Genomic DNA, 12895 nt, shown 5'->3' on the forward strand with positions numbered 1-12895 from the left:
GGTGAATCCATCAGGTTGAAGGGAGAGCGCCGTCGGCTGCCCGGCGTTCGTGACAGTTCAAAGCTAGCCCATGTTGACCATGGGCTGTGTTGATCATTGCGCGGTCCAGCCACCGTCGATGTTCCAGGCTGCGCCGCGTACTTGTGCGGCTGCCTCGGAGCAGAGGAACAGGGTCAGCTCGCCGAGCTGCTCGGGGGTGACGAACTCCAGCGATGGCTGCTTCTCGGCGAGCAGTTCGCGGCGGGCGCGATCCAGGTCGCCCTCGGCCTGGGCGCGGGCGTCGATCTGCTGCTGCACCAGCGGCGTCAGCACCCAGCCGGGGCAGAGCGCGTTGCAGGTAATGCGGGTGCCGGCGGTTTCCAGCGCGACCACCTTGGTCAGGCCGACCACGCCGTGCTTGGCCGCCACGTAGGCGGCTTTCTGTGCGGAGGCCACCAGGCCGTGCACCGAGGCGACGTTGACGATGCGTCCCCAGCCGCGCGCGCGCATGCCCGGCAGCGCCAGGCGGGTGGCGTGGAACACCGAGGACAGGTTGATGGCAATGATCGCGTCCCAGCGCTCCGCCGGGAATTCTTCGATGGGCGCCACGTGCTGGATACCGGCGTTGTTGACCAGGATGTCGACGCCGCCGAATTCCCGCTCGGCGAAATCGACCATCGCTGCGATCTCGTCCGGCTTTGATACGTCGGCCGGATGGTGACGCACCTGCGCGCCGGTGGCGATAACCGTCTCCCGGGCCGCCTCGACGTCGCCGAAGCCGTTGAGCACCAGGTTGGCGCCGGCCTGGGCCAGCTTGAGCGCGATCCCCAGTCCGATGCCGCTGGTGGAACCGGTGACCAGGGCGGTCTTGCCTTTGATATCCATGTTTCTCTCGCTCCCGGCGGGCTGCTGCGCCCGCCCTACGGAATGGGTCAGACGATGCCAGTGGCGTAGAACACGCCGATGACGACGAACACCGCCAATGTCTTGATCAGGGTGATACCGAAAATATCCTTGTAGGCCTCGCGATGGGTCAGCCCGGTGACTGCCAGCAGGGTGATCACCGCGCCGTTGTGCGGCAGGGTGTCCATGCCGCCCGAGGCCATCGATGCCACCCGGTGCAGGACTTCCAGCGGAATGTTCGCGGCGTTGGCGGCGGCGATGAAGGTATCGGACATCGCGGCCAGGGCGATGCTCATGCCGCCCGAGGCCGAGCCGGTGATGCCGGCCAGCAGGGTGACGGTGACCGCCTCGTTGACCAGTGGGTTGGGAATGCTCTTGAGCGCATCGGCCAGCACCAGGAAGCCCGGCAGCGAGGCGATTACCGCGCCGAAGCCGTATTCCGACGCGGTATTCATCGATGCCAGCAGCGAGCCGCCGACGGCGCTGCGGGTGCCCTCGGCGAGCTTGCCGCGGATGACCCGAAAGCCACACACCAGTACCAGCAGGATGCCCAGCAGCAGCGCCGCCTGCACCGCCCAGATGGCGGTCAGCTTGGTCACGTCGGTCTGCAGCGGCGCGGCCATGCCGGCCAGTTGCAGGCTGTGGGTGGCGCCGTACAGTTCGGGAATCCAGCGGGTGAACAGCAGGTTGGAAACGCCCACCAGTACCAGTGGCGAGAGCGCCAGCCAGGGGTTCGGCAGCTTGATGTCGGCCGGGGTTTCCGGCTCGTTGCGCAGCTCGGTGCCGTAGCCCTCGCCGGTGCGCCTGGCCTTCTTCAACTGGCGGCCGAGGTAGAACATGCCGGCGCTGAACACGAACAGCGTGCCGATCAGCCCCAGCCAGGGCGCGGCCCAGGCGTTGGTATGGAAAAAGGTGGTGGGAATGATGTTCTGGATCTGCGGCGTGCCGGGCATCGCGTCCATGGTGAAAGAGAACGCGCCGAGGGCGATGGTGGCCGGGATCAGGCGCTTGGGAATGTCGCTCTGGCGGAACATCTCGGCGGCGAACGGGTAGACCGCGAACACCACGACGAACAGCGACACACCGCCGTAGGTGAGCAGGGCGCAGACCAGCACGATCACCAGCATCGCCTGGCGAGTGCCGAGCAGGCGAATGGCGGCGGCGACGATGGAGCGCGAGAAGCCGGACAGCTCGATCAGCTTGCCGAACACGGCACCGAGCAGGAACACCGGAAAGTACAGCTTGATGAAGCCGACCATTTTCTCCATGAACACCCCGGTGAAGGTGGGTGCGACAGCGGAAGGTTCGGTGAACAGCACGGCGCCGAGGGCGGCGATGGGGGCGAAGAGGATGACGCTATAGCCGCGGTAGGCGGCCAGCATCAGCAAGGCCAGTGCGGCGAGGGCGACGAGCACGCTCATGGAAGATCTCCTTGGCCTGCGGCGATGCGCGTGTCAGGCGCTGCCGGGGCGCCCTGCGGTGTTCGCTGCATCGTTGCAGGTTCTATTGTTTTTGTTTTCGGCTGCGGAAAGGCCGCCGGAGGCCTATAGCGAGTTCTGTGCCAGTTGCTTAACTAATTGATATTAAAGGGTTTATTGGTTTTGACCGATGCCGGATGCGCAGTGCCTGTCTCTCTTTTGAGACGGTATCTCCCATAGCGCCCCGGGGAGTGCGGACTGGGTGGCGATTCTCCATCTGGAGAAAAGTCTCCATTTCAAGACTCAAGGCCCAGGGCGGCCATCTTCTTGTACAGCGTGGAGCGCCCGAGTCCCAGGCTGCGCGCGGCCTCGCCGACATTGCCGCCCTGCGCGGCCAGGGCGTTGCGGATGAGCTGGCGCTCGAAGTCTTCCCGGGCCTGGTAGAAGTTACCCGTCGGCAGGGCGACGGTGGACTCCGCCACTCGGCTTGCCGGCGCCCGCAGGGTGCCGATGGCTGCGCGCAGCACTTGCTGGTGCAGTACCGGGTCGTCGCTGGCCAGGGTGGCGCGTTCCAGCACGCTGCGCAGCTCCCGTACGTTGCCGGGCCAGGCATGCCGGGCGAGCAGGGCGAGGGCGTCCGGGTGCAGTTCGTACTGGCCCGGCAGCTCGCTCAGCATCGCTTCGCAGAGGGCCGGCAGATCCTCCAGGCGCTCGCGCAGCGCCGGCACCTGGATCGGCAGCACGTTGAGGCGGTAATACAGGTCGGCACGGAACGCGCCGCGCTGCACGGCGGCCTCCAGGTCGGTGGAGGTGGCGGCGATCAGGCGCACGTCGCTGCGCAGCATCTCGTTGGAGCCCACCGGCTCGAATTCCTTCTCCTGCAGCACACGTAGCAGCTTGCTTTGCAGTTGCAGCGGCATGTCGCCGATTTCGTCGAGGAACAGCGTGCCGCCCTTGGCGATCTGCAGCTTGCCGGGGCGTCCCTTGCGGTCGGCGCCGGTGAAGGCGCCCGGTGCGGTGCCGAAGAACTCCGCCTCCAGCAGGGTCTCCGGAATCGCCGCGGCGTTCACGCTGACGAAGGGCTTGTGCGCGCGCGGCGAGGCACTGTGGATGGCATGGGCCAGCAGCTCCTTGCCGGTGCCGGTTTCGCCCAGCAGCAGCACCGGGGATTCGGTGGTCGCGCAGCGGCGGGCGCGACGTTTGACTTCCAGGCTGGCGGCGCAGGTGCCGATGAAATGGGCGAAGCTGTACTTGGCCTGGCGCGCCTGCAGCAGCGAACGGGTCGAGGCCAGTTCTTCCTGGATGTTCTGGTAGCGCGTCAGCAGTGGCGACAGGCTGCGCAGTTCATCGAACAGCGCGAAACCGATGGCACCGATGGTCGCCCCGGCATCGTCGTGGATCGGCAGGCGCATGACCACCAGCGGGTCGTTCGGCGTGTCGAGCATGTCCAGCAGGATCGGCTGGCCGGTGCGCACCACCTCGCGCAGCAGGCTGCCGGGAATCACGCTCTCGCAGGGACGGCCGATGGCTTCTTCTGCGCTGGCCAGGCCGAAGCGGCGGGCGTAGCGCTCGTTCATCCAGACGATACGGGCGTCGCGGTCGACGATGATGGTGCCTTCGCTGGACTGCTCGACGATCTCGAACAGCGAGCGGATCGCCAGCTGGCGCACGTGCTGGTAATCGCGGAGGTTGGCGGCGTCTTTCATCGGGGTCTCGATGGTCGGGAGGGGCAAGCTTAGTCCGGCTATGTCGAACGGGCAGGCTTGGTGGGTTGCACCCGCTCTACGGCTCGTGTCGGGGCACTACAGGGTGGCCAGCCGTGCTCGGGCGACGCGCGAGCCGTTGGTTTTGCCCAATACCTCGCAGATGCGTGCGCCGGCCTGGATCAGCTTGTCCAGGTCGATGCCGGTTTCGATGCCCAGGCCGTTGAGCAGGTAGAGCACGTCCTCGGTGGCCACGTTGCCGGTGGCGCCCTTGGCGTAGGGGCAGCCGCCGAGGCCGGCGACCGAGCTGTCGAACACGGCGATGCCTTCCAGGAGGCTGGCATAGATGTTTGCCAGGGCCTGGCCGTAGGTGTCGTGGAAATGGCCGGCGAGCTTGTCTCGCGGGATGTCCTTGCCGACTTCCTCGAACAGGCGGCGGGTGGCGCCGGCAGTGCCGGTGCCGATGGTGTCGCCAAGGGAAACTTCGTAGCAGCCCATGGCGAACAGCTCACGGGCGACGCCGGCTACCTGCTCCGGCGGAACCTCGCCCTCGTAGGGGCAGCCGAGCACGCAGGAGACATAGCCGCGCACGCGGATGCCGTGCTGCTTGGCGGCATTCATCACTGGTACGAAGCGCTCCAGGCTCTCGGCGATGGAGCAATTGATGTTCTTCTGCGAGAAGGACTCCGAGGCGGCGGCGAACACCGCGACTTCCTGCACACGGCTTTCCAGCGCGGCCTCGAGCCCCTTGAGATTGGGCGTCAGCGCAGCGTAGGTGACGCCGGGCTTCTGCTGGATGTCGGCGAACACCTCGGCGCTGCCGGCCATCTGCGGCACCCACTTGGGCGAGACGAAGCTGCCGACTTCGATGTAGGAGAGCCCGGCGGCGGAGAGGTCGTCCACCAGGCGCACCTTGTCCGCCACGCTGATGGGTTGCTTCTCGTTCTGCAGACCGTCACGGGGGCCGACTTCGACCAGTCGGACGTGTTGGGGGAGGGTCATGGCGTCTCTCTCGTGTCTGGGTTGCCGGTTTGCCAGGGTAATCGATGTTGCCGGTCAGTCTGTTTCGTTGGGTATCGTTCCTCAACCCAACCTACGGTGTTCCGGTCGGGGAGGCCTGTAGGGGCGAATGAATTCGCCCCTACAGGAGCGCGGCGCTCGCTTACGCTTCGTCCAGTTCCACCAGGGCGGCGCCTTCGCTGACCATTTCGCCTTCGCTGCAGTACAGCGCCTTCACCGTGCCGGCCTGGGGCGCGCGAATGCTGTGTTCCATCTTCATCGCCTCCAGCACCACCAGGGCGGCGCCGGCTTCGACGGCCTGGCCGGCTTCCACCAGCACCCGCACGATGCTGCCGTTCATGGGCGCGGTGAGACCGCCGTGGTGATGATGGCTGGCCTCGACTTCGGCAATCGGATCGAAGCGGGTGATGGCATGCAGCTCGCCAGCCCATTCCAGGTAGAGGGTATCGCCCTGGCGAATCGCATGCTGGCCGGCACGCAGTTCGCCGCTGGTGCTTACCAGGGTATCGCCCTTAAGCACAGCGACGCGCTGCGGCCGTACCTTGCGTTCATTGCCATTGCAGACAAGGTGCAGCTCGATTTCCGCCGGCAGGCCCAGGCGCAGGCCGCTATTGGCCGACCACGGGGAGTGGGCATCGTCGCCGCGCACCTGGCAGGGCTCGCTCTGCAGCCAGGCGTCTGCGGCCAGCTGCCAGAACTCGTCGGACAGCTCGGCCGGTGGCGCCAACAGCTGTGCCTCGTGACGCGGGATGAAGCCGGTGTCCAGCTCGGCGGCGGCGAAGGCCGGATGGGCCAGCACGCGGCGCAGGAAGGCGAGGTTGGTCTTCACCCCGCCGACCAGCGTCTCGTCGAGCATGGCCAGCAGGCGCTGGCGCGCTTCTTCGCGGTTGTCGCCCCAGGCGATCAGCTTGCCGAGCATGGGGTCATAGAACGGCGACACCGTATCGCCCTGGCGCACGCCGCTGTCGGTGCGGCGGCCGGCACCAGCGGCGGCCTCGCGGTACAGGTTCAGCGTGCCGGTGGCGGGCAGGAAGTCGTTGTCCGGGTCCTCCGCGTAGAGGCGCACTTCGATGGCGTGGCCAATCAGCGGCACCTGCTCCTGGGTGATCGGCAGCGGCTCGCCACGGGCGACACGGATCTGCCAGGCCACCAGGTCGAGGCCGGTGATGGCTTCGGTAACCGGGTGCTCCACCTGCAGGCGGGTATTCATCTCCATGAAGAAGAAGTCGCCGCGCTCGTCCAGTAGGAATTCCACGGTGCCGGCACCGACGTAGCCGATGGCTTGCGCGGCCTTGACCGCCGCCTCGCCCATGGCCTTGCGCCGCGCCGGCGTCAGGCCCGGTGCCGGGGCTTCTTCCACCACCTTCTGGTGACGGCGCTGGATCGAGCAGTCGCGTTCGTTGAGGTACAGGCAGTTACCGTGCTGGTCGGCGAAGACCTGGATTTCCACGTGACGCGGCTTGAGCACGTATTTTTCCACCAGCATGCGCGAGTCGCCGAACGACGACTGGGCTTCCCGCTGGGCCGAGGCCAGGGCTTCGGCGAGCTGGCTTTCCCGCTCGACTACTTTCATGCCTTTGCCGCCACCGCCGGCGGCGGCCTTGAGCAGCACCGGGTAACCGATGCGGTTGGCGGCTTCGCGGAAGGTCTCCAGGTCCTGGGCTTCGCCGTGGTAGCCGGGGACCAGCGGCACGCCGGCGGCCTCCATCAGCGCCTTGGCGGCGGATTTGCTGCCCATGGCGTCGATGGCAGAGGCGGGCGGGCCGAGGAAGGTCAGCCCGGCGGCCTCGATGGCGCGGGCGAAACCGGCGTTCTCCGAGAGAAAGCCATAGCCGGGATGGATGGCTTGGGCACCACTGGCTTTGGCGGCGGCGATCAGCTTGTCCACCAGCAGGTAGCTTTCCGCCGGCTTGGCGCCGCCGAGGTCGATGGCGAGGTCCGCTTCCTGGGTGTGGCGGGCCTCGCGGTCGATGGCGCTGTGCACGGCCACGGTCCTGATGCCCATGGCCTTGGCGGTGCGCATGACCCGGCAGGCGATTTCGCCGCGGTTGGCGACCAGCAGGGTGGTGATCATGGTTGAAGCTCCTGCACGGAATGCTGTCGTGGATTGGGGTTGGCCAGCGGCAGCCGGCGGGTGGCGCCCGGTGTTGTGGATGCCTCGCAGGCCAGGCCTGCGGCCCGGATGTTGGGCTGCGCTGCGCTCAGCGCCAACCTACGGGTGAGGTTCTGTAGGTTGGGTTGAGCTTGCGAAGCCCAACGAGCGGTGGTGCGGCTCATAGTTCTTCCTGCCAGGCCGGTTTGCGCTTTTCCAGGAAGGCGCGCAGGCCTTCCTGGCCTTCGGCGCTCACGCGGATGCGCGCGATGGCGTTTTCGGTGTAGCGGCGCAGGGCGGGGCTGAGGGCGCCGCTGCCGACTTCCTTCATCAGGTCCTTGCTGGCCTGCATGGCCTGCGGGCTGTTCTGCAACAGGTTATCGATCCAGCCGTTCAGTGCCTGTTCCAGTTCGGCGCCGGAGTAGCACTCGGCGAACAGGCCAAGCTCGCGGGCGCGTTCGCCGCTGAAGCGCTCGGCAGTCAGCGCGTAACGGCGTGCCGCGCGTTCGCCGAGGGCCTGGACCACGAAGGGGCTGATCACCGCCGGGGCCAGGCCGATGCGTACCTCGGAGAGCGACAACTGGGCGTCCGCAGCGCCGATCGCCATGTCGCAGCAGGCGATCAAACCCACCGCTCCGCCGAAGGCTGCCCCCTGCACCACGGCGAGGGTCGGAATCTTCAGGTAATGCAGGTTGTACATCAGCTCCGCCAGTTCACGGGCGTCGTTGAGGTTGGCGTTGTAGTCCAGCGCAGCCGACTGCTGCATCCAGGCCAGGTCGGCGCCGGCGGAGAAATGCTTGCCGCGCCCGCGCAGCAGCAAAAAGCGCAGCGAGCGATCCGCCTGGATGTCGTCGAGGGCGAGGATCAGCTCGCGAATCATCTCGGCGTTGAAGGCGTTGTTCTTTTCCGGACGGTTCAGCCAGAGAGTGGCGAAGCCGCGCGGGTCCTTTTCCAGGTGGAGAGTGGTGAAGTCGTTCATCTGAACTCCAGCGTAGGGCGGGTGGAACCCGCAGGTCATTGGCGGGTTGCACCCGCCCTACGGTTACAGCTCTACATACGAAATACGCCGAAGCGGGTCTTTTCGATCGGTGCGTTGAGACTGGCGGAAATGGCCAGGCCGAGCACGTCGCGGGTCTGGGCCGGGTCGATCACACCGTCGTCCCACAGCCGGGCGCTGGAGTAGAAGGCATGGGCCTGGCGCTCGTACTGCTCGACGATGGGTTGCTTGAGCCTGGCCTCGTCCTCGTCGGAGAACGCCTGGCCGCCGCGCTCGGCCTGTTCGCGCTTGACCTGTACCAGCACGCCGGCGGCCTGCTGGGCGCCCATCACGCCGATGCGCGCGTTCGGCCACATCCACAGGAAGCGCGGGTCGTAGGCGCGGCCGCACATGCCGTAGTTACCGGCGCCGAAGCTGCCGCCGATGATCACGGTGAACTTCGGCACCTTGGCGCAGGCTACCGCAGTGACCAGCTTGGCGCCGTGCTTGGCGATGCCGCCTTCCTCGTACTTTTTACCGACCATGAAGCCGGTGATGTTCTGCAGGAACAACAGCGGGATGCCACGCTGGCAGGCCAGTTCGATGAAGTGCGCGCCCTTCTGAGCGGCTTCGGCGAAGAGGATGCCGTTGTTCGCCAGGATCGCCACCGGATAGCCGTGGAGGTGGGCGAAGCCGCAGACCAGGGTGGTGCCGAAGAGGGCCTTGAATTCATCGAAGCTGGAGTCGTCGACGATGCGCGCGATCACCTCGCGCACGTCGAACGGCTGCTTGCTGTCGGTCGGGATCAGCCCGTACAGCTCCTCGGCGGCGTAGCGCGGCGGCAGCGGCTGTTGTGTCTGCAATTCGCCGAGCTTGCGCCAGTTGAGGTTGGCCACGCAGCGACGGGCCAGGGCCAGGGCGTGTTCGTCGTTCTCGGCATAGTGGTCGGCCACGCCGCTGGTCTTGCAGTGCACGTCGGCGCCGCCCAGTTCTTCGGCGGTCACCACCTCGCCGGTCGCCGCCTTCACCAGCGGCGGGCCGGCGAGGAAGATGGTCGCCTGGTTGCGCACCATGATGGTTTCGTCGGCCATGGCCGGCACGTAGGCGCCACCGGCGGTGCAGGAGCCCATCACCACGGCGATCTGTGGGATGCCCATGGCGCTCATGTTGGCCTGGTTGAAGAAGATGCGGCCGAAGTGCTCGCGGTCGGGGAATACCTCGTCCTGGCGCGGCAGGTTGGCGCCACCGGAGTCCACCAGATAGAGGCACGGCAGGCGGTTGTCCTGGGCGATGGCCTGGGCGCGCAGGTGTTTCTTCACGGTGAGCGGGTAGTAGCTGCCGCCTTTCACCGTGGCGTCGTTGGCGATGATCATGCATTCGACGCCTTCGACCCGGCCGATGCCGGCGACCACGCCGGCGGCCGGCACGTCCTCGCCGTAGACCTCATGGGCGGCCAACTGGCCCACCTCGAGGAACGGCGAGCCCGGATCGAGCAGACGGTTGATGCGCTCGCGCGGCAGCAACTTGCCGCGCGAGGTGTGACGCAGCTGCGCCTTCTCGCCGCCGCCTTCGTGCACGCGGCCGAGCAGGGCGCGCAGTTCCTCGACCTGGCCGAGCATGGCATCGCGGTTGGCGGCGAACTCCGGCGAGCGGGGGTTGATCTGGGTGTGCAGGATGGCCATTCGGCTCGCTCCATTCGTAGCCCGGATGCAATCCGGGACATTGCGTCGTACCCGCCATTCCCGGATTGCGCCGAGGCTTATCCGGGCTACGGCTCTTGGCGGCTAATTGCTATTTGGTCTCGTTGAACAACTCGCGGCCGATCAGCATGCGGCGGATTTCGCTGGTGCCGGCGCCGATCTCGTAGAGCTTGGCGTCGCGCAGCAGGCGGCCGGTGGGGAATTCGTTGATGTAGCCGTTGCCACCGAGGATCTGGATCGCCTCCAGGGCCATCTGGGTGGCGCGCTCGGCGGTGTAGAGGATCACCCCGGCGGCATCCTTGCGCGTGGTCTCGCCACGGTCGCAGGCCTGAGCCACGGCATAGAGGTAGGCGCGGCTGGCGTTGAGCTGGGTGTACATGTCCGCCACCTTGCCCTGGATCAGCTGGAACTCGCCGATGCTCTGGCCGAACTGCTTGCGGTCGTGGATGTAGGGCACGATCACGTCCATGCACGCCTGCATGATGCCCACCGGGCCACCGGAGAGCACCACGCGTTCATAGTCCAGGCCGCTCATCAGCACGCGCACGCCGCCGTTTTCCAGGCCCAGCACGTTTTCTTCCGGCACTTCGACGTCATCGAAGAACAGCTCGCAGGTGTTGGAGCCGCGCATGCCCAGCTTGTCGAACTTGTTGCCGCGGGAGAAGCCCTTCCAGTCGCGCTCGACGATGAACGCGGTGATGCCATGGGGGCCCTTGTCCAGGTCGGTCTTGGCGTAGATCACGTAGGTGTTGGCGTCCGGGCCGTTTGTGATCCAGGTCTTGCTGCCGTTGAGCACGTAGCGGTCGCCTTTCTTGTCGGCGCGCAGCTTCATCGACACCACGTCGGAGCCGGCATTCGGCTCGCTCATCGCCAGGGCGCCGATGTGTTCGCCGGAGACCAGTTTGGGCAGGTATTTGGCTTTCTGCTCGGCGTTACCGTTGCGCTTGATCTGGTTGACGCACAGGTTGGAATGGGCGCCGTAGGAGAGGGCGACCGAGGCCGATCCACGGCTGATCTCCTCCATGGCGATCACATGGGCCAGGTAGCCGAGGCCGGAGCCGCCGTATTGCTCGTCGACGGTGATGCCGAGCAGGCCCATTTCGCCGAACTTCTTCCACATGTCCATGGGGAACTGGTTGCTGCTGTCGATCTCGGCGGCGCGCGGGGCCAGTTCGCTGGCGACGAAGTGCTGCACCTGTTCGCGCAGCATGTCGATGGTCTCGCCGAGGGCGAAGTTGAGGCTCGGGTAGCTCATGGTTCCACCTGTAACATGTATTTGAGGTTTAGAAGGCAATGCCTTGTTTTTTATTGGTTTCTTCAAGCGCTGAAAGGCAGCGCTCTTCGGCTGTATCCAATTCCAGCTGCATTTGTTGGATATCCAGGAGCTGCTGTTCCAGCTGGGCACGGCGTTCCGCGATCTTGCCCATGAAGGTTTCCAGCTGCTTGCGATTGCCGCTTTCCGGGTCGTACAGCTCGATCAGTTCCTTGCACTCGGCCAGCGAGAAGCCGATGCGTTTGCCGCGCAGGATCAGCTTGAGGGTGACCTTGTCCTTCGGCGAGTAGATTCGCTCTTGCCCGCGGCGCTCGGGACGCAGCATGCCTTGCTCCTCATAGAAGCGAATGGCACGGGTGGTGATGTCCAGCTCGCGGGCGAGATCGGAAATGGAGTAGGTGGGACTGCTGCTCATGGAAGCGCTCGGCTTTGACCTTTACGTTAACGTAAGGCAGCTTTACGTTAACGTCAAGCGAGGGGTGTGGGGGACTTGAAGTGGATTGTTATGTTTCTGAAATAAATGTAATCAAAACAATTAGATAAGATCAGTTTATAAAGTGATGGGTGAGGCTGGGTGGCGCGAGAAAGCCGCTGTGTAGGGGCGAATTTATTCGCCTGGCGGGGCTCGGCAAGGCGAATAAATTCGCCCCTACAGGTACTGGTCTGCTTTACACCGCCGATTGCTTGAGCTGCGCCCAATACAGCAGGCGCTTCACCAACAGCGCGGTGAGCGGGAAGGTCAGCACGTAGAGCAGGCAGACCATCGCGGGTGTGCCCAGGTAGAGCCAGTAGGCCAGGGCCACGCCGAGGGCGGAGTCGAGCTGGTCGCCGAGGATGAACCAGCGCGACGGCGCCACGCCGGGGGCGATGCCCAGGCGGCGCTTGAGGAAGGAGTTGGGCAGTTCCGCCAGGACGTAGCCGATTCCGGCCGCCAACCCGGCCAGCCACAACGGCTCGCCGAATACCGCTCGCTCCCCTAGCCAGTACTCGGACGGCCACAGGCAGAGCGCGCCAAAGGCGGTGAGCAGCGGTACCAGCAGCACGCCGCGCCAGGTCTTGTTGGCGCCGAACAGGTCGGCGTGGATCGGGACGCGCAGCGCCGGCAGATCGTCGCGGGTTACCGCCAGCATGTGCAGCACGCCGCCGATGACCACCGGCACTTGCAGGTAAAGGGCGATCAGCAGGGCATCAAACATGGCCGGGCGCACCTCCGATCAGCAGTTGCAATAGGACCAGCAGGACGCAGCCGCCCAGCGTCAGGCCGAGGATGTGCGACAGCTTCTTGAACTTGAAGAACGGCCGGCGCAGCAGCATGGCCCGGCAGAACGCCGCCAGGGCCGCCGCCAGCAGCACATGCAGTAGACCCTGCGGCAGCCAGGGGGCAAGCAACTGGAAGGCACCGAGCAGGAAGACGCTCCAGAACACCGGCATGCCCAGGTAGGCCAGGCCGTCGCTTTCCTGCAGGTTGCCCACCTCGTTGAACACTGCCAGGCGGGTGCAGCCGCAGCCGATCAGCGCCAGCAGGAACAGCGACCAGAGGCCGTCGAAGCCCTGCAGGTAAAGGATGATCGCCGGAGCCAGCAGGTAGATCTGCAGGTCCATGAATCCGTCCAGATAGCGGCCGAAGGCGCGCTCCAGGCCGAGCTTGCGCGCCAGCATGCCGTCCAGGGCGTCGCCGAGCATGGCCAGGAACAGCCAGGCGGTGGCCAGCGCGAACAGCCCGTGCAGGGCGCTGACGACGGCCAGCCAGGAGGTCGCCACGCCGGACAGCGTCAGCAGGTCGACCCGGTTCAATTGCACGATGTAGCGGCTCTGGTGCATCGGCGGTTCC

General features: G+C 66.0%; 11 protein-coding genes. All 11 read right to left on the reverse strand.

What is annotated here, in order from left to right; all coding sequences use genetic code 11:
• Positions 1-93: 93 nt before the first annotated feature.
• The 11 genes from ACWKV7_RS11355 to ACWKV7_RS11405 all read right to left on the reverse strand — a co-directional run bounded on the left by ACWKV7_RS11355 (position 94) and on the right by ACWKV7_RS11405 (position 12885).
• Positions 94-864 carry a 3-hydroxybutyrate dehydrogenase gene (locus ACWKV7_RS11355; RefSeq protein ID WP_483857775.1) on the reverse strand — a complete coding sequence of 257 codons (771 nt, stop codon included), beginning with the start codon at positions 862-864 and terminating at the stop codon, positions 94-96.
• Positions 865-911: 47 nt separating this feature from the next.
• Positions 912-2303: a GntP family permease gene (locus ACWKV7_RS11360; RefSeq protein WP_483857776.1), complete on the reverse strand. Its 1392-nt coding sequence runs from the start codon at positions 2301-2303 to the stop codon at positions 912-914.
• A 293-nt stretch (positions 2304-2596) separates the two neighbouring features.
• Positions 2597-4006, reverse strand: coding sequence for a sigma-54 interaction domain-containing protein (locus ACWKV7_RS11365; RefSeq protein WP_483857777.1), 1410 nt, complete (start codon positions 4004-4006; stop codon positions 2597-2599).
• 96 nt (positions 4007-4102) lie between these two features.
• A complete protein-coding gene (locus ACWKV7_RS11370) occupies positions 4103-5005 on the reverse strand; it encodes a hydroxymethylglutaryl-CoA lyase (protein ID WP_483857778.1) in 903 nt (300 codons plus the stop codon).
• Between the two features lie 160 nt (positions 5006-5165).
• Positions 5166-7097 carry an acetyl/propionyl/methylcrotonyl-CoA carboxylase subunit alpha gene (locus tag ACWKV7_RS11375; RefSeq protein ID WP_483857779.1) on the reverse strand — a complete coding sequence of 644 codons (1932 nt, stop codon included), beginning with the start codon at positions 7095-7097 and terminating at the stop codon, positions 5166-5168.
• A gap of 199 nt (positions 7098-7296) precedes the next feature.
• Positions 7297-8094 (reverse strand): gamma-carboxygeranoyl-CoA hydratase, encoded by a 798-nt coding sequence (locus ACWKV7_RS11380; protein WP_483857780.1) that lies wholly within the window; start codon positions 8092-8094, stop codon positions 7297-7299.
• Positions 8095-8165: 71 nt separating this feature from the next.
• Positions 8166-9773, reverse strand: a complete 1608-nt coding sequence (locus tag ACWKV7_RS11385; protein ID WP_483857781.1) for a carboxyl transferase domain-containing protein — start codon at positions 9771-9773, stop codon at positions 8166-8168.
• 109 nt (positions 9774-9882) lie between these two features.
• Complete coding sequence (locus ACWKV7_RS11390) at positions 9883-11046, reverse strand: isovaleryl-CoA dehydrogenase (RefSeq protein ID WP_483857782.1); 1164 nt, start codon at positions 11044-11046, stop codon at positions 9883-9885.
• A 28-nt stretch (positions 11047-11074) separates the two neighbouring features.
• Positions 11075-11479, reverse strand: a complete 405-nt coding sequence (locus ACWKV7_RS11395) for a MerR family transcriptional regulator (protein ID WP_483857783.1) — start codon at positions 11477-11479, stop codon at positions 11075-11077.
• 253 nt (positions 11480-11732) lie between these two features.
• Positions 11733-12260 (reverse strand): cytidylyltransferase family protein, encoded by a 528-nt coding sequence (locus ACWKV7_RS11400; RefSeq protein ID WP_483857784.1) that lies wholly within the window; start codon positions 12258-12260, stop codon positions 11733-11735.
• On the reverse strand, positions 12253-12885 hold the full coding sequence (locus ACWKV7_RS11405; RefSeq protein ID WP_483857785.1) for a CDP-alcohol phosphatidyltransferase family protein: 633 nt from the start codon (positions 12883-12885) through the stop codon (positions 12253-12255). The genes ACWKV7_RS11400 and ACWKV7_RS11405 overlap by 8 nt, the downstream gene beginning before the upstream one ends.
• Positions 12886-12895: the final 10 nt, after the last annotated feature.

This window comes from Zestomonas ipomoeae (genome assembly GCF_057128665.1).